The following is a 16,259-nucleotide window of genomic DNA, read 5'->3' as shown; positions in this document are numbered from 1 at the left end:
GGCCGCCGAGGCGTGTCCGAGCATGCGTTGGACGCTCTTGATGGTCGCGCCACTGGCGACAGCAAGTGAGGCGGCCGTATGCCGAAGGTCATGTGGGGTGACGTCGGCCAGCCCGGCCTCGCGGACGGCCGGGTCGAAGACCACGCGACGCCAGTTTCGAAGCCGGAGTGCGGTGCCGGCGGACGTCGTCAGCAGCAGGGCGTCGCCCGGCTTGTCCGCGCATCGCAGCGACAGCGGACCGACCAGCGCAGCGGGCAGAGGCACGCTGCGGTGTTGGTGTGTCTTCGGGGTCCCGAACTCCAATCGGCCGGCCACCTCGGTCACCGATTCGGCGATGGTGAGCCGACGGCGGAGGAAGTCGACGCAGCGGCACCGCAGCGCGGCCAGTTCGCCGAAGCGCAGCCCGGTGTAGGCGAGCAGCCGGATGACGTCACCATCGGCACCGGCCGCTTCGGCCAGTCGCTCCACCTCCTCGCGGCTCAGGAACCGCGGCTCGTCACGGGTGACGCGGGGGAGCGGCACCCGGTCGGCCGGGTTCCGCGGGATGCGCCCGTCCCGGACGGCGAGCCCCAGCAGAAGTGCGAAGACGCGATGCGCCTGGCGCACGGTGGCCGGCGCCGAACCGTTCGCGCGGAGCGCGGCGACCCAGCGGGCGACCTCGGCGTGGGTGACGTCGGCCAGCCGGTGGCTGCCCCAGGCCGGCAGGACGTGGGTGCGGAGCAGGCCCAGGTACCGGTACCGGGTGCTCGGCTTGATCTGAGTCTGCGCCGCGAGCCACTGGTCCGCCCACGCCGAGACCGTGACCCGGCCGCGCTCCGGTGCGGTCCAGGTCTGGGTGACCATCGCTGAGGTCGCCTCGTCCAGCCAGCGTCGGGCGTCGAGCTTCCGGACGAAGCGCTTCTCGTGCTGGCGGCCGCCGAGGTCTCGGTACCGCGCGCGGTAGCGGGAGGACCCGTCGCTCAGCGTGATCCGGGTGATGGAGCCGTCCACGGCAGGGGACCTCCTGTCCGGGTCGCATCGGGGTGCCGGGCGAAGCGTGTCCGGCTGAGCCTGCCCGATGGAGCGGACACGTGGCGGCGCTGCGCGGTCAACTGTGGATGCGGGTGGCCTTCTCCCCGCCGACCTTCGACTGCCACCACTGGTCGACCTCGTGCTCGTCGTAGAGCACTCGTCGGCCGACGCGGACGCCGTCCGGACCGATCCCGATGTGCCGCCAGTAGCGGACGGTCGCCGGGCTGGTGCGGAACCGGGCCGCCACCTCCTCGGTGGTCAGCAGTCGAATGGTCATGACGGTCTCCCGGTGATCGACGGTGGCTGCGGATGTCGGCAGCCGGTCCACAGAGCAGGCGTCGACCAGCCCCAATCGCTGTCAGTCGGCGCCGACAGCTACGTCACCCCCGCTTGTCACCCCTGCAACCGGAGCGCGGCGTCACCTGCGGTAGGGGCGACGGCGGAGCGCGGCGATGACCTCGTCGACCGCGCGGGCGACCGTCAACAATTCCCGGTCGTAGACGAGCCCGCGGTCGATCTGCCCGGCGAGGTCTCGCAGCACGCTTGCCCACTCGTCGTGCCGCGGCGCTCTCGGCTCCACCGGGGGAGCAGGGGTGACGACGACCCGCTCGACCACTACCACCGCGGACCGGCCTGACCTGGCTGCCCGGGTCTGCTCCCAGGCGCGGTGCCGGCAGGTCGCCGAGCACCACCTGGGGATGGGGCCACGGGATCGCGGGGTAATCGGGCCGTGGCACCAGGCGCAGGAGGTCGCTGCCGCACGCCTCGCACTACCGGCCGTAGCGGGCTGTGCCGGTAGTTCGTCCGCCGCCGGATCCTGACGCTCCTCCGCACACTCCAGGCCCGCGCGCCGCCGGCGCACTCGCTCCCGGGGCCGAGCCCGGTTCTCAGGGGCTCCCTTGTTGCTCATGCCCTCAGCGTCTGGAGGAACGTGCAGGAACACGTCACCACGAGTTCTCGGGCCGTTGGTGCAAGAGGTGTGTCGGATGGCGAGCTCGTTCTGTCTGGGGCGCTGGCAGGTGGGTTGACGTGTGCCCGTGTGGCTGAGGCGGGCTCCGGTGGCTGCGCCGCATGATGCTGTTGTCGGGTAGGTGCTCCGCGCCTTCGTCCGGAGTCCAGTAGTTGAAGGACGAAGCAGCCGGAGATCAAGGACGAGCCAGGGCCGCCGCGGAGGTCGCGCGCACTTGTCCCACCGTTGGCGCGTCGGGACACCCGTCAGCGAGCTCCCGGCGGGCCTGTCGGCCCGGCGCGCTCGCCGGCCACGGGACACAGTGCACCGTCGGACCCAGCCGCAGTCTCAGCTAGCGCGTCACGGCCCAGGCCCAGCTCACCCGGATGAGCACCGACCACAGAATCTGTGCAGAAATCTGCACAGCGCGCAGTACAGTCGTCGGTATGCCGGTTCTGGACTCGCATTCGCACGTCATCTCGGTGACCGACGCGGCCAAGTCCGGGCTGCCCAAGCTGCTGCGCGACGCCGAGAACGGTGAGGACGTCATCGTCGAGCGCCACGGCAAAGCCGTGGCTGCCGTGGTCAGCATGCGCCACCTCAGTGAGATTAAGCGCCTGGAGACCGACCTGCGCGAGACCGCGCTCCTGTTGTCCCGGGCGGCCACCGACACCGGTGCGCGCACCGACCTCGATGAGGTGCTCACGCGCTTCGGCTTCGACCGCGCCGAGCTCGAGGCCGAACTGGACGCTGACCTCGCGGCCGGACGCGGGTGACCGCTCGGTCCCGACAGCCCGCCCGAGACCGCGCCGGCACAGCCAGCGGGAAGAGCATCCCCGGGGCGGCCCGCGCGTCGGGTCGGCACCCGGCCGCCGAGCGCACCGTCGTCCGCTTCACCGACGCCGCGCTGGGCGACCTGGAGCTGATGGCCCGCAAGGGCGACCCGCAGGTCGTGCGCTGGGCGGTGAAGAAATGTCTGTTGCTCGAGCGGGACCCCGAGGCCGGTGAACCGCTGCGGGGGGCGCTGATCGGCTACCGCAAGCTCGCCGTCGGCGACCGTGACTGGCGCATCGTCTGGCGGGTCACCCACGACGACGCCGGCCGCCCGGTCGTCGACGTCGCCGAGGTGTGGGCGCTGGGCGCTCGCAGCGACAGCGAGGTCCATGCCGAGATGACCTCCCGGGTGGCCGCCCTGTCGGCCACGCCGGCAACCGTGCCACTGGCCCAGGCCATCGAACGCCTCGGCAAGGCCGCCGCCGGCATCCATCCCGCTAGCGCCGAACCCGCCACCGGTGTCGAGCCCGACGGCCCGGGGGCACAGGCAGTGTTGGACCTGCCCCGCTGGCTCGCCCAGTCCTTGATCAAGGTCGTGGGGCTGCCGCCTGAGCAGGTGGCGCAGCTGTCCGAAGCTGAAGCCCACCGCAGGTGGAACGAGTTCATCAGCGCTCCACATTGACCCTCGGGCGAGCCGATCCAGGCTGATGGAGGCGGGGGCGCCTCGCGCTGACCGTGGTTGGCTGGATCGCTGGCCGTGCCGTGGGCCTACGCACGCGGCCGGGTCATCCCCGCGGGTTGTCCGAGGATTCGGTCATGGCCTGGCCCCCTGGCCGCTCGGCACACTGCCGGGGCGCCCGACCGCCGCGGCCGCGGTCGCGCCCACTTCCAGAGTTCACCGGTACCGCGCGCACCGGCACCATCCCCGATCGGAACCTGCGGCCGCGCTCACGTCTGCGGTCCCCTGTCTCTGGAGGTTGAGGCGGGGATCCGACGGGATCCGCTAATAACGTTCTCTATCTAATGGTCGCTCAGCTGTAGGCGTCGGCTCGGTGTGAGATGCGGACGACCCGGACCTGGACCTGCTCGTCGTGAATGGAGTAGATGACCCGGTACTGGCCGCGCCGGGCGGAGTAGTAGCCCTCGAGGTCGAAGCGCAGTGGCTTCCCGACGTGGTGCGGGTTCTGGGCTAAGGCGCCGAACAGGAAGTCGACGACTGCTGCGGCCACGGCCTCGGGCAGGTCGCGCTCGATGGCGCGCTTGGCCTGAGGGGACAGGAGGACGGTGTAGGGCTCGGAAATCACGCTCGGCGCGCGGCCAGTGCGGCTCGGATCTCCGCTTCGTCGTGCACCTCGCCGGCAGCAAAGTTGCGCTCGGCTTGGCGGATGTCAGTCATCGCCTGCGGGTCTGACTGGATCGCGAGGGTCTCCATGAGGGACTCGTAGTCCTCGGCGGCGAGGAGGACTGCGACCGGAGCCCCGTTCTTGGTGATGGTGACGCGCTCATGGGTGCCCGCGACGTTGGAGACGACCTCACTGAACGACGCCTTGACCGACGCCAGGCTCTGCGTAACCATGACCACAATTCTAGTCACGTCTGACTTCTTCGGCAACGACTTGTCCTGGAGTGGTCAGGCGATGTGCCACTCCTCGGCGGGCTCGTCGGTGTCCTCACCGTCGGAGATCCGGCGGGCCATCACTTCCAGCTGACGGACCGGGATGCAGGCACTGATCTCAGCAGTGGCTTCGATGAGTGCCCGGAGGATGTCCGGGCGGGGCGCGCCGCGGAGCGTGTCGGCGATCTCGTCGATCCGCTGGTTGTAGCGGTCCAGACGTTGCCGGTAGTCAGCCAGGGCCTCAGGTGTCGCCATGCGCGGCATTTTTCCCGACTCCACCGACAGAACGTCGGTCAGCCGTGTACGGAGGTTTCTGGATGGTGTGGCTCGTCGGGGATGGGGTCAGGTAGCCGTTGGGGGCCGGCTTCTGCGGGGCGGGGTCGGTCTTGGCGGTGGAGGCGGACGGCGACGAGGGCGACGTCGTCGTCGGGTCGGCCGGAGACCAGGCGGTCGATGAGCTGGTCGCACAGTTGCTGCAGGGGCAGGTGGCCTAGGTCGCGGAGCAGCTGTTTGAGCTGGTCGATGCCGGTGTCGAGGTCGGCGTCGCGGCGTTCGACGAGCCCGTCGGTGTAGAGCAGCACGGTGGCGCCGCGGTCGAGGCTGATGACCGCGTCGGAGCGGGGGGTGTCCGGGTTGACGCCGAGCATGAGCTCGGCGCGCGGGGATGCGAGTTCGCTGATGGTCCCATCCGGTTGCAGGACTAGCGGTGGGAGATGCCCGGCGTTGGACCAGCGCACACGGGTGACCCCGCGCCGCCGTTCGTCGAGGTCTTGTTCGAACCGGGCGACCGCGGCGGTGGCGAGGGTGTGCATGTCGAGCAGGTCCATGGAGGCATCCAGCCGGGTGAGCACCTGCGCTGGTGTGGGGTCGCCGGTGGTGGCGACTCCGCGCAGCAGTCCGCGCAGCTGGCCCATGGTGGCGGCGGCGCTGATGTCGTGGCCGGCGACGTCGCCGATGACCAGCACGGTGTCACCGGTGGTCTGCAGGAAGGCGTCGTACCAGTCACCGCCGACCGCGGCGGCTTCGGCGGCAGGTAGGTAGCGGACGGCGACCTCGGCGTGGTCGGGTTGGGGTGGTGCGGTGAGCAGGCTGTGCTGCAGTTCCTCAGCCAACAGGCGCTGCTGGCGATATAAGCGGGCGTTGTCCAGGGCCTGGCCGGCCCGGGCGGCGACCTCGCCGGCGGTGGTGAGGTCGGCTGGGGAGAAGGAGCCTCGGGCGGCGCCGTTGAACAGGGTCAGCAGGCCCACGGTGCGCTCGCGGGCCCGCAGCGGCAGGACCACGAAGGACTCCGGTGCCAGCTGCTCGAGCAGCTCACGGACCGAGCCGGGCTGTAGGAAGTCACGGAGGTGGGCGGTGGCGTCACCTTCCACGAGGGTCTGCTTACCGGACTGCAGGGCCCGCAGCAGGAACGAGTCATCGCGTATGGCGGGGATCCGGTCGCGGGCGTAGGCCTGCACGACGGGCAGCATCGCCTGCTCGGCGTGCCACCACCCGACGTCACGGATGGTGCGCCGCCCACCTGCGGTGTCCTCGTCATCGACGAGGGTCACCACGCACCAGTCGGCCAGCGTGGGCACCACCAGGCGGGCCAGGCGCGCGACCGCTGTCTCGGCCTGCATGGTGCCGGTGAGCTGATCGGTGACCGCGGCCAGCAGCGCCAACCGCGCGGCGGCCTGCGCGGCCCGCGCGGCTTCGGCGGTGGCTCGTTCGATCTCCTGGCGGCGGGTGGTGATGTCGGTGAAGTAGACGGCCAGCCCATCGGGGTTGGGCCAGGCCAGCAGCTCGTACCAGCCGTCCAAGGGGGGCGGGTAGTAGGCCTCGAAGGTCACGTGCTCGCCGGTGTCCATGGCCTGGCGGTAGTAGGTCTCGAAGGGGCTGCCGATCGTGTCGGGGAAGACCTCCCAGATGTTCTTGCCCACCAGGTCCCCGCTGATCGGCTGCAGCAGGCGCTGGGCGTGGGCGTTGACATAGGTGAAGGCCCAGTCTGGGTCCAGGGAGTAGAACGCCGCGGGCATGGCCTCCAACACCCGGGCCACACTCTGGTCGGCCTCGTGCTGACTGGTGACGTCGGAGGCGGCACCCAGCAGCCGGACCGCGGTCCCTGCGGGGTCGCACAGGGTGCGGCCGCGGGCGGAGATCCACCGCAGCTCCCCGTTGGGTAGGCACACCCGGTAGATGGCCTGGAAGTCACCGCAGGTGGCGATCGCGGTGCTGAGCGCATGGGTGACACGGTCCAGGTCGCCGGGGTGCAGGCGGACGTTGAACCCCTCGATGGTGCGGTTGAAGGTGGCCGGGTCGTAGTCGAACATCTCGACCAGCCGGTCGTCCCAGTCCAGCTCCCCGGTGACCAGGTTCCAGTCGAAGGTGCCGATCCCGGCGGCGTCCATGGCCAGCTCGGCGCGCAGCCGATCGGCCTCCGCGACCTCCAGAGACAGCGGGTCGACCGGCTCGTCCACTACGACCTTCCTGCCTGCCTGCTCCCAGGGATGCGCTCACCGTCGCACGCGGGGCGCTCAGTGTCCTGAAAGAGCTTCATCGTGGGCAACAGTCTGTCGGGGAGATCATAAGTTGTCAGGAACCCTGACGGTGAGAGGCCAGGTCGTTAGCCTAGGTCAATGGATGAGGGAATCGCGAGCCCTGACCCACCGCTGGCGCGTCTGCTGCTGCTGGCCAGCCGCTGGTTCGACGCCCGCTCCCGTGACCTGCTGGAGCAGGAGGGCTGGCCGCGGCTGAGTCCAGCCCAGCCGCTGCTGTTCGCCGTCTTGGACGAGGGCGGAACGCCACCGGCGGAGCTGGCCCGCCGGTTGGGCAACAGTCGGCAGGCCACCGGGCAACTCATCGACGGCCTGCACCGCCTGGGACTGGTGGAGCTGGTGGACAACCCGCGCCGGCGCGGCGGGCGACTGGTCCGCTACAGCGCACGCGGGCAGGAGCTGCGCGCTGCGGCCTACCGCATCCTCACTGAGCTGGAGGCCAGCCTGGGGGCGCGGCGGGCTCGCACCCTGCGCCGGCTGCTGGCCGAGTTCACCTCACCGATGCCCTGATCAGGCGTGATGAGCCGACCGGTATCGGATCGTCCCAGGGCGGCAGCAACATGCTGCGCGGTGAGGCCAGTCAGGTCGGTCAGGTCGGTCAGGCCGGACAGCGCAGGACGGCCCACACGTGTTTGCGGCCGTGTCGGGGGAACCAGCCGTGAGCGGCGGCCAGGCGCGCGACCATGTGCAGGCCCAACCCGCCCGAGCCAGGGTCCCGGTCGACACTCGGCGTGGGAGGCGCCTCGGCCGCGGCATCACTGACGTCGATCAGGCAACCGTCGACGGTGAGGGTGACGGTGACCTGGACCGGGCCGCGGCCGTGCCGCACCCCGTTGGACACCAGTTCCTCGAACGTGAGCATCAGCTCATCGATGCACTCGGCCGCTGCCGTGCCCGCGGGCAGGGACAGGAGGGCTGTGCGGAGTTCGCGCCGGGATGAGCACACCTCGGCCGTGCTGGTGACCTCCCAGCGCAGCGGCTGACCGGCAGGTGGGGCCACCTGGGGTGTCTGCGCTTCAGGCCACGGCTGACTCATCGGGGCTGACTCATGGAAGGGGTTCCTCGCGTTCGTGCCGGGTTGGGCCAGGTGCGCAACGGCAGTCCGGCGCGAGCACGCGCCGGAGCCTGGGAGGAGAAGGGTGAGGCCGCTGGGGCTGGGTCACCCGCTCACGTGCCCGGCCATCTGTGCGGAGGTATGCCCACTGTGGGCCGGATCGACCCCTCCGGTGCCCTTGAGGTCCCATGGGGAAGCCGTGAGACCGGAGGCGGCCCTTGCCGTGACCTGGTCCGGAGGCAAGGACTGCTGGTTCACGACCGAACTCTGAGCCCGGCTGCGCGCTGAAGGAGGCAGCAATCATGCCGGCGGGTCGGGCAGGTGCCCGGTGTAGATCACGTCCTCGGCGATGTCTGCGACCTTGCGATTGTGCTGCTGACTGACCTGTACCAGGTAGTCGAACGCTTCCCGGTCGGTGAGGGTGTGCTGGACCATCAAGATGCCGGTCGCGATACCGATCCGCCGGTTGGAGATCAGGGCCCGCTGCAGACTGCGGGTGTGCTCATGAGCTGACTCCAGCTGCGCGCGGCTGTCGGCCAGTGCCTGCCGCCATGCCGCTTCGAAATCCTCCGTCATCGCCGACTCACGCGATGAGCGTTGCACAACCGAACATGCGCATCGGCCCAGACCACGCCGTGCAGCTTCCTCATTGCCGCGCGGGTGCGGAAGGGGGCGCACGGGGTAGAGCGCCATCAGAGGTGAAGGCCACTCGTCCCTCTGGCTGCTGCCGGGCGGGTTGCGAGGGCCGCCGCGGGGGTCGATCGGTGCGGCCTCTCAGGCCAGGTCATCAAGTCGGATGTGCCCGTGGACCAGGTCCAGCGCTATCTCATCGACCAGTCGTCCTGTGGCGTAGGCGCGGGCCCGCAGCACGTCCAGGGCATCGGCGGGGGGTGCCCCTAGGCGCTGGCTGATCATGCCCACGGCCTGCCAGGTCAACGTGCGCACCCGCGCGGTGGGAGTGTCCAGCCAGTGCTGTAGGTCTGGCTGGTAGCGCATCGCCCAGGTGGCCGAGGAGGTCAGGTGACCGGAGACCAGGTCGGTGACGGTGTGGGCCTCGAAGCTGTCGAACGCCAGCGGCCCGGCGGGTTCACGGAGGTAGACCACCATCGCACCCACACCGGCCAGCCCCTGGCTCATGGGGTAGGCCACGACGCTGCGATAGGGCGTCAAAGTGCGCAGCAGATCGTGAAGGACCGGCCAGCGCCGCTGAAGGTAGGACTCCACGGCGAAGAGCGGGAACCGGGTGTCCACCGCCACCAGGCAAGGCCCGACGCCGACGGTGAACTGCAGTTGCTCGGCGGTGGTGGGCATGTTGCCGCTGCTTCCCAGCGGTACGGGCTCCTCGCCGGCCAGGGACAGCCCGACCCCGTCGACGGCGAGAACTGCAGCTGCAGCGCGACTGAGCTGATCGGGTAGGGCCCTGCTTTCATCGTCAGCTGCCTGTGTGGTCGCAAATGTGGCGGCGAAGCGGGTTGCGGTGTCCATGGCCATCTCTCGTCTCGGCTGATCCACCGAGGTGAGGAATCAGGAGTGCTTGGACGCGGGTGTGCACGTCTGCGCCCGCGGCCAGGCGGGCAGGCTTGAACGCGCCCGGACGCTGCTCGACGGGGGCGCCCCACCCAGTTCAAGTGGCGCTGCCCCGGCGGGTGACTAGAGCATCCGGTCCTTGGGCGACGTCGGCCATCTGAAAGGCAGCCCTATTGCGCACGCTGACGTCGAAGCCGGACGCGCGCTGGCCGGCACAGGCAGTCGCATGAGACGTCAGCGGAGGGTGGCTCTGGACTTCGCTGCACTCGGGCACGTCCACGTGCCTCGCAAGCCCCGTCACTGTTCTCTCGCCGTCTTCGCCCGTGTCGTGGCTGTTCGACTGGAGCCCGAACGGGGGATTGCGTGGCAGCGGAGCTCATCCCAATTGCTGCCCAGGTCGATGTGGCGGGTATGACAGTCACCAGCCCGCCGTCGGCCCGCGCGTGGCCTGCGCAGTACTGGGCGGCTGAGCTGGAGCGGTTGCTGGAGCGCCCGGACACGCTCACGCTGGTCTTCCAGCCGATCATCGACGTCGCCCGTGGGCAGGTCGCCGGCTATGAGGCCCTCGCGCGGTTCACCGCCGCCGACGGTTCACCCAGTCCGCACACCCCTGACGTGTGGTTCGCCGCCGCCGACCGGGCGGGCATCGGCGCCCGGGTGGAAGCGCTGGTCCTGCAGCGCTGCCTGTCGCTGCGCCCGGGGCTGCCGCCGAACTGCTTCCTGACCGTCAACGTCAGCCCCCACCTGCTCACCGAACCCGAACTGGCCGACCTGCTGCTGGGCGCGGGGAACCTGGCGCCGCTGGTCCTGGAGCTCACCGAGCACCACGACGTCGTCGACGTCCGGTCGTTGCTGGACCTGCGGGACCGGCTGCGGGACCGGGGTGCGCTCGTGGCCCTGGATGACGCCGGGTCGGGCTACTCCGGGCTGCAGCAGCTGACGATGGTGCGCCCGCAGATCATCAAGCTGGACCGGGCGCTGGTCACCGACGCCGACACTGACGACGTCAAACTGGCTCTCGCCCAGCTGCTGGGGGAGTTCGGCAGCCGCATCGACGCCTGGCTGCTCGCCGAGGGCGTGGAGACCTGGGGGGAGATGGACGCCTTCGTACGGCTGGGCGTTCCACTGGCCCAGGGGTACCTGCTGGGCCGGCTCGGTCCGCCGTGGGTGACGCTGCACCCAGAGACCGCTGCTCGGCTGCAGCGGTCGGTGCAAGCCGCCCAATTGGTGGAGAACGTCGCCAGCCTCATCGAGGCGACCGAGCTCGTCTCCATCGGCGGGCAGCCCACGACTCGCGGCACCGCGGTCCGGGTGGACGCCTACGGGCACCCCATCGGCCTGCTGGTCGCCCTACGGCGAGACGGTGACCCCGCCGGGCATCGCGCCGCGCCGGTGAGCCTGCGGGTGCCGGCCTCGGCCACGGTCGCCGAGGTGGCACAACGTGTGGTGACCCGGCCTGAGGGGTGCCGTTTCGACCCGGTCGTCATCGTCGATGACATCGGCGCGGTGACCGGCGTCGTCCGCGTCGAGTCGCTGCTGACCCGGCTGGCCAACGCACGCCTGCACGTGATGGACCGCTGACCCCCACCGACTGCCCGCCGCTGATCCCTGCGACGGGTCCCTGGAAGAACCCACCACGGAGGTAACCCATGAAGGTCTTCGCCTGTGGCGACGTCGTCCCCGGCTGTGGCCGCACGTTCAGCGCGGTCGATGAGGACGGCATCCTCACTCAGGTCGCCGACCACGCCGCCCGCGACCACGGCCTGACCGACGTCCCGCCAGCCCTGGTCGAGCAGGTCCGCTCCCACATCCACGCCTGAGCTGGTCCCAGGCCCTTCCACCGGCGTGATCCTCACGACCGGTGAAGGGCCTGGGGCAGTGCCGCGGCCGGCACGGTCGAAGCGGTAGAGCGGGGAGGATGCCGGTGACCGACCGCTGACTACCTCACCAACGCCTCTCCCACACACACCGGACTCGGCACCTGATTGCTCAGTGCCTGGCCCGCGGACGCCCCCGGTCAGGGCGATGGGCGATGGGCGGTGGGGGATGGCAGCTGGCTCGTCGGCGAGCCGAGAAGGGACGTCCTCGACCGGTGGTCCTCGCGCCGTGGCAGGGTCGCGGTGCATGAGCGACTTGCGCATGACCGTGGAGCTGGAGATCACGATCGAGGACTCCGCGCTGCTGCGGGAAGTTGCCGCGCGGACCTTGTCGGAGGTCGACCATGAGCAGACGTCATTCGGGCGCATGACCCTGCGGGACGTCGCCTACGGCAGCGTGCGGGTTGAGGATGTGCAGCAGTCGGACGAGGCGGCGTTCGGTGTAGTTCTCGCCGCGGACCTGATGCTGTCCCGGCGTTTGTTCCCGGGAAGTCACCTTCGATCCGCCAAGGTCGATTGGGCCGGCTGAGGCGCCCACGGCGCGCAAGGGGGACTGGTCATCTCGGAAGTGTGTGGTCGCCTGACCGACCGCTGAGGCGATCTCATGCTTGTCGCACAGGCCGGCCAGCGTCCCCTCCGCCACAGGCCTGGGACTTGCCGCCGGCGCCATGCCCACTGATGGCCTCATAGCTTGACCGTCGCGCGACACCCTTTGGCTTCACGGCCGCACATGCCAGGCCCGTGGAGGGTCTGAGTCGTGTCATAACGGGCAGGGGGGACAGCTTCTGGAAGTCCTGCCTAGTCACCGTGTGACTGGCGGCGGCGGTCACCAAGTGCCAACGGATCCGGTGGACTTGATGGCCTCCCACGCCATGCGGGCGTCGGGGATGCCATTGCGCGGGTCGCCGGCGATCCACGCCTGGTCGCGGCCGGCGTGCTTGGCGCAGTAGGTCGCCCGGTCGGCGTCGGCGATGGCCTGGTCGGTGGTCTGGTCGACGCGCAGGAGGGCCCGGCCAGCGGAGAAGGTGATACCGAGCTCCTCCCGGGCGACCGCCTCGCGCAGCCGCCGGACCAGCTGCTCTCCACACCGGGCCTCCCCACAGCGCAGCAGCACGAGCATCTCCTCACCACCGGAGCGGGCGGCCCGGTCGCGAGTGCGCAGCTGCTGCAGCAGCAGGGCGCCGAAGGTGGCCAGCACGTGGTCGCCCACGCCGTGGCCCAGCTCGTCGTTGACCCGCTTGAAGTGGTCGAGGTCGATCACGATCAGGACGTCGCCGGCTCAGCCTCGGTGAGAAAGCGTGCCTGACCGCGGCGGTTGGCCAGCCCGGTGAGGGGGTCGATGAGGTTGTCGGTGCGCAGCTGGGCGATCAGGGCGACCTGCCGGGTCTGCAGCCGGTGCAGCAGCTCGGCGAGTACCAGCCACGCCAACGCCACGAACAGCGTGCGGACCACGCGGGCGGAGGTGACGGTGCCGAGCGTGCCGAAGTAAGCGACCAGCGCCGGCGGCAGGAGGACCAGGCCGCCGTAACGGGGCAGGAACAGTCCGGCGTAGGCGAAGCAGAGCACAAAGAAGCCGACGAGCACGCCGGCCAGCTCGGGAACCGCCCGAGTGACGACCACCAGTGCGGCCATGGACACGACGGGGAAGGCCAACAGCGCCCAGCCCGACCAGCGTTGCCACGGAAGAGCAAAGCGGCTCATCGCATTCGAGGGTGTAGTTCGTTCCTGAATCCGCCGGTTTCGAGTAGGGATCGGGCGATGTAGTTGGTGAGGTTGCGGAAGCCGAGGGCGGAGCCGCGGGGGTGTTCGAGTCGTCCGTTGAGTGCTTCGGTGGGGCCGTTGCTGGTGCCGGGGCGATCGAAGTAGGCGAGCACGTCAGCGGCTCGCTGGGTGAGGGTCCGGCCAAGGCGGCGGAGCTCGACGAGTGCGGCTGGCACGCCGGAGCGCAGCGATGCGATCAGTGCGGTCATGGTGGCCTTGCCGCGGGCCCGGTCGGGGTCGCGGTAGGCGTTGATCATCTTCTGGTAGACGCTCCAGGCGGCTTGGACCTGGACGTGCGCGTCGCCGGCGAACAGGGCCGTGAGTCGAGCGTGCTGGCGGTCGGTGAGCAGGTCGGCACCGGTGTGCAGGGTCCGGCGGGCGCGGTAGAGCGGATCGGCGGCGCAGCCGCGGTGCCCGTGCAGGTCCTGCTGCACCCGACGGCGGCAGCGGTCCAGGGCGTCGCCGGTGAGGCGGACGACGTGGAAGGGGTCCATCACCGTCACCGCGGCGGGGAGTTCCTCGGTGGCGGCGGTCTTGAACCCGGTGAACCCGTCCATCGCGACCACCTCGATCGCGTCGCGCCAGGCCTTGGGGCGGGCGGCCAGCCAGGTCTTGAAGACCTGCTTGGAGCGGCCTTCGACCATGTCCAGCAGCCGGGCGGGGCCGGTGCCGGCCCGGACGGCGGTGAGGTCGATGACCACGATGACGTACTTGTCGCCGCGGCGGGTGTGTCGCCACACGTGCTCATCCACGCCGATGACGGTGACCCCGTCGAAGCGCCCGGGATCGTCGATCAGGACCTGCTTGCCCTCGGTGAGGACGGCGTCGTTGGCGGTGCCCCAGGCCACGCCGAGGCCTTCGGCGACCCGGGCGACGGTGAGGTGCTGGACCACGATCCCGGCCAACGCCCACCGCAGGCCGGCGCGGGACAACTTCGCCCGCGGTGCTGCGGCCCGGGTGGTGTCTTGGCGCCACACGTGCCCGCAGCCGGTGCAGCGGTAGCGGCGGACGGTGACCATCAGCGTGGTGGGGCCGCCAGCCCAGCGGTTCGTGGGCCAGCCGACGGGTCACGGTGTCGCGGGCGGCGCCTTCGCAGCCGCAGCGCCGGCACCACGGGTCGGGCGCCACGACCCGGCAGGCCAGCACCGCACGATAAAGGTTCCAGCAGCTGCCCGGTGACCTCCAGACCGAGCTCATCGAGCCGGGTGAACGTCGTCAGGTCAAGGGCAGCGAAGGTAGCGTCAAGCACGTCGAGGTCTTCCGGACGGGCAGTGTGAGAACTTCCATCCTCGGGAGGCCTCGACCTCTATCCGCAGCCGGCCCCGCCGCCCGGCTCTACACCCTCATCTGCGATGAGCCCTATTACTCCGCCCCCGATAGCTTCGTGTACCTGGTGACCAGGGAGCAGGAGGCCAAGCACTACCGTGACGACGGTCGCTGGGTCCGCATGGAGACCTTCTACACCGAGTACGGCTTGCCTCCGCAGCAGCGTCGGTTACCCATGGTGTTCAAGAACAGAGATGCCGCTGCTGGGGTGTACCACGCTTGGCAGGAGCGGCAAGGGTGATCGTGGCGCCCCACCGAGCTGCGGAGCCGCCCGACCTTTGACCAGGCGCGGCAGGACCGGGTGAGGAGGTGCCGCCTCCATCATGACGAGTCGCGTCTGGCGGGCGACTCATCACCGTGTTGGGGAGCAGGTTGGCCGATCGATGGTGTCGGCGGGCAGGTGTCGAGGGCCGGCGGTGGCGGGGCGGGGGCGGTCTTCGGGATGGAAGCGCACGGCGAGGACGGTGGTGTCGTCGTTGCGGGCGCTCAGCTCGCTCATCAGCTGGTCGAGGAGATCGTCCAGGGGAAGGTGTCCCAGGGTGGTCAACCGGTCGCTGAGCTGTGTGATGCCCTCGTCGATGTCTCGGGTCGGGTCCTCGATCAGTCCATCGGTGTAGAGGAGCAGGGTGGCGTCGGGTTCGATGGTGACGGTCTGGTCGTGCCGGGCACTGTTGTGGTCGACGCCGAGGAGCAGGTCCCCGCTGCTGGGCAGCAGTTCTGTGCGACCGTCTGCGTGCAGTAGCAGGGGTGGGGGGTGTCCTGCGTTGCTCCACCGCAGCACTCGGTCACCGGTGCCGGCGGCGTCGGCTGGCTGTTCGATGCGGACCAGCACGATGGTGGCCAGTTGGTTGATGAGCAGGCCGGTCATGGCCCGGTCGAGTCGCTGCAGCGTTCGGGCCGGTGCGGTCTGGTTCTCGAATGCCAGCCCCCGCAGGAGGGATCGGAGCTGACCCATGACAGCGGCGGCACCGACGTCGTGTCCGGTCACGTCGCCCATGACGAGGATGGTGGCCCCGTCTTGGGTCAGGAAGGCGTCGTACCAGTCGCCGCCGACCAGCCCGTGGGAGTTGCTGGCCGCGTAGCGGGCGGTGAGCTGGAGGTGGTCTGGTTCGGGCAGGTCGGTGAGCAGGGCCCGCTGCAGGGTTTCCGCGGTGGACCGCTGGGCTTCGATCAGCTGCACTCGGGTCATGGCCTGGCCGGTGAGACGGGCCAGCTGTTGCAGCAGTCGGCGCTGCTGGGTGTCGAAGACCTGGGGAGTGTCCCAGATGCAGGTGAGGGTGCCGATCAGCCGGCCACGTGCGCGCAGGGGCAGGTACGCGGAGGCGTGGGAGGGGTCAAAGCCGTCGCCAGGGGGCGCGATGGCCGCAGGACCCTCGGCGGCTCGAGCGTCGGTGAGGTATAGCGGCTGCTGGGTCCGTAACGCAACGCACTGTGGGTGGTCCTCTGCCAGCGCCAGCCACGTCCACGTGTCGTCCTCGAACCCTGGGCCGCTGCTGGCCGGGACCAGTCGTATGCGCTGGCGTCGCTGGTCGAGCAACCCGACCTGGCAGCTCCGGGTGCCCAGCGCCTGCGCAGTTAGCTCGGTTATCGCAGCGGCGACCTGGGTAGCGCTGGTCGCCTCCACCAGCGCTTCAGCCAGGGTGAGCAGAGTCCAGGCCCCACTCTCGGGCGCACGCCCGGGCAGCGAGGTCACCGGAGCAACCTACGTCACCCACCGCGGTACTGCCGTTTGCTCACTGGGCTGCCGCTGGGACAGGCGCCGCTAAGCCCCCGGCCCGACCTTGCGTGCCTGCTCCGCACCCGTTCAGGCAGCAGGCGCCGTTGCGAGGTG

Annotated in this window: 18 protein-coding genes and 2 pseudogenes; 6 read left to right on the top strand and 14 right to left on the bottom strand. The window is 70.2% G+C overall.

Annotated features, from left to right (window positions below; genetic code table 11):
* Nucleotides 1-36: 36 nt before the first annotated feature.
* From ACGBYP_RS08780 to ACGBYP_RS08770, 3 genes and pseudogenes are all read right to left on the bottom strand, one after another.
* Nucleotides 37-843: pseudogene (locus ACGBYP_RS08780) on the bottom strand (tyrosine-type recombinase/integrase); the annotation flags it as partial.
* A gap of 244 nt (nt 844-1,087) precedes the next feature.
* Nucleotides 1,088-1,288, bottom strand: coding sequence for a helix-turn-helix transcriptional regulator (locus tag ACGBYP_RS08775; RefSeq protein WP_411583081.1), 201 nt, complete (start codon nt 1,286-1,288; stop codon nt 1,088-1,090).
* 141 nt (nt 1,289-1,429) lie between these two features.
* Nucleotides 1,430-1,552 carry a hypothetical protein gene (locus ACGBYP_RS08770; RefSeq protein ID WP_411583078.1) on the bottom strand — a complete coding sequence of 41 codons (123 nt, stop codon included), beginning with the start codon at nt 1,550-1,552 and terminating at the stop codon, nt 1,430-1,432.
* Nucleotides 1,553-2,406: 854 nt separating this feature from the next.
* On the opposite strand from ACGBYP_RS08770, the gene ACGBYP_RS08765 reads away from it, so the two are divergent.
* The gene (locus tag ACGBYP_RS08765; protein ID WP_411583076.1) at nt 2,407-2,736 is read left to right on the top strand and encodes a type II toxin-antitoxin system Phd/YefM family antitoxin; all 330 of its coding nucleotides are present in this window, start codon (nt 2,407-2,409) and stop codon (nt 2,734-2,736) included.
* A complete protein-coding gene (locus tag ACGBYP_RS08760; protein ID WP_411583073.1) occupies nt 2,733-3,416 on the top strand; it encodes a type II toxin-antitoxin system RelE family toxin in 684 nt (227 codons plus the stop codon). The genes ACGBYP_RS08765 and ACGBYP_RS08760 overlap by 4 nt, the downstream gene beginning before the upstream one ends.
* A gap of 349 nt (nt 3,417-3,765) precedes the next feature.
* On the opposite strand, the gene ACGBYP_RS08755 is transcribed toward ACGBYP_RS08760, so the two are convergent.
* The 4 genes from ACGBYP_RS08755 to ACGBYP_RS08740 are packed head-to-tail and all read right to left on the bottom strand — an operon-like array spanning nt 3,766 to nt 6,805.
* Entirely contained in the window at nt 3,766-4,038 is a 273-nt protein-coding gene (locus ACGBYP_RS08755) for a type II toxin-antitoxin system RelE family toxin (protein ID WP_411583071.1), read from the bottom strand.
* Nucleotides 4,035-4,310 (bottom strand): type II toxin-antitoxin system Phd/YefM family antitoxin, encoded by a 276-nt coding sequence (locus tag ACGBYP_RS08750; RefSeq protein WP_411583070.1) that lies wholly within the window; start codon nt 4,308-4,310, stop codon nt 4,035-4,037. The genes ACGBYP_RS08755 and ACGBYP_RS08750 overlap by 4 nt, the downstream gene beginning before the upstream one ends.
* A 54-nt stretch (nt 4,311-4,364) precedes the next feature.
* The gene (locus ACGBYP_RS08745; RefSeq protein WP_411583068.1) at nt 4,365-4,604 is read right to left on the bottom strand and encodes a hypothetical protein; all 240 of its coding nucleotides are present in this window, start codon (nt 4,602-4,604) and stop codon (nt 4,365-4,367) included.
* Between the two features lie 38 nt (nt 4,605-4,642).
* Complete coding sequence (locus ACGBYP_RS08740) at nt 4,643-6,805, bottom strand: SpoIIE family protein phosphatase (RefSeq protein ID WP_411583067.1); 2,163 nt, start codon at nt 6,803-6,805, stop codon at nt 4,643-4,645.
* A gap of 159 nt (nt 6,806-6,964) precedes the next feature.
* Here ACGBYP_RS08740 and ACGBYP_RS08735 point away from each other — a divergent pair, with 159 nt between their 5' ends.
* The gene (locus ACGBYP_RS08735) at nt 6,965-7,393 is read left to right on the top strand and encodes a MarR family winged helix-turn-helix transcriptional regulator (protein ID WP_411583060.1); all 429 of its coding nucleotides are present in this window, start codon (nt 6,965-6,967) and stop codon (nt 7,391-7,393) included.
* 88 nt (nt 7,394-7,481) lie between these two features.
* On the opposite strand, the gene ACGBYP_RS08730 is transcribed toward ACGBYP_RS08735, so the two are convergent.
* The 3 genes from ACGBYP_RS08730 to ACGBYP_RS08720 form a co-directional block, all read right to left on the bottom strand.
* On the bottom strand, nt 7,482-7,883 hold the full coding sequence (locus ACGBYP_RS08730) for an ATP-binding protein (protein WP_411583057.1): 402 nt from the start codon (nt 7,881-7,883) through the stop codon (nt 7,482-7,484).
* Nucleotides 7,884-8,237: 354 nt separating this feature from the next.
* Complete coding sequence (locus ACGBYP_RS08725) at nt 8,238-8,513, bottom strand: ANTAR domain-containing protein (RefSeq protein ID WP_411583054.1); 276 nt, start codon at nt 8,511-8,513, stop codon at nt 8,238-8,240.
* A gap of 198 nt (nt 8,514-8,711) precedes the next feature.
* Nucleotides 8,712-9,422: an ANTAR domain-containing protein gene (locus tag ACGBYP_RS08720; RefSeq protein WP_411583052.1), complete on the bottom strand. Its 711-nt coding sequence runs from the start codon at nt 9,420-9,422 to the stop codon at nt 8,712-8,714.
* A 453-nt stretch (nt 9,423-9,875) separates the two neighbouring features.
* On the opposite strand from ACGBYP_RS08720, the gene ACGBYP_RS08715 reads away from it, so the two are divergent.
* The 3 genes from ACGBYP_RS08715 (at nt 9,876) to ACGBYP_RS08705 (ending at nt 11,870) form a co-directional block, all read left to right on the top strand.
* The gene (locus ACGBYP_RS08715) at nt 9,876-11,045 is read left to right on the top strand and encodes an EAL domain-containing protein (protein WP_411583049.1); all 1,170 of its coding nucleotides are present in this window, start codon (nt 9,876-9,878) and stop codon (nt 11,043-11,045) included.
* A gap of 68 nt (nt 11,046-11,113) precedes the next feature.
* Entirely contained in the window at nt 11,114-11,284 is a 171-nt protein-coding gene (locus tag ACGBYP_RS08710; RefSeq protein WP_411583046.1) for a DUF1059 domain-containing protein, read from the top strand.
* A gap of 304 nt (nt 11,285-11,588) precedes the next feature.
* Entirely contained in the window at nt 11,589-11,870 is a 282-nt protein-coding gene (locus ACGBYP_RS08705; protein WP_411583043.1) for a hypothetical protein, read from the top strand.
* Between the two features lie 297 nt (nt 11,871-12,167).
* Here ACGBYP_RS08705 and ACGBYP_RS08700 read toward each other — a convergent pair whose 3' ends face one another.
* From ACGBYP_RS08700 to ACGBYP_RS08685, 4 genes and pseudogenes are all read right to left on the bottom strand, one after another.
* Nucleotides 12,168-12,602: a GGDEF domain-containing protein gene (locus ACGBYP_RS08700; protein WP_411583040.1), complete on the bottom strand. Its 435-nt coding sequence runs from the start codon at nt 12,600-12,602 to the stop codon at nt 12,168-12,170.
* A gap of 2 nt (nt 12,603-12,604) precedes the next feature.
* Nucleotides 12,605-13,042, bottom strand: a complete 438-nt coding sequence (locus ACGBYP_RS08695) for a hypothetical protein (RefSeq protein WP_411583037.1) — start codon at nt 13,040-13,042, stop codon at nt 12,605-12,607.
* A pseudogene (locus ACGBYP_RS08690) lies at nt 13,039-14,351 on the bottom strand (ISL3 family transposase). Before ACGBYP_RS08690 ends, ACGBYP_RS08695 begins: the two are co-directional and overlap by 4 nt.
* Before the next feature lie 429 nt (nt 14,352-14,780).
* A complete protein-coding gene (locus ACGBYP_RS08685) occupies nt 14,781-16,121 on the bottom strand; it encodes a PP2C family protein-serine/threonine phosphatase (RefSeq protein ID WP_411583035.1) in 1,341 nt (446 codons plus the stop codon).
* Between the last annotated feature and the right edge of the window lie 138 nt (nt 16,122-16,259).

This window comes from Modestobacter sp. SSW1-42 (assembly GCF_046635825.1).
Taxonomy (GTDB): Bacteria; Actinomycetota; Actinomycetes; order Mycobacteriales; family Geodermatophilaceae; genus Modestobacter.
This window is presented reverse-complemented; position numbering and strand designations above follow the sequence as displayed.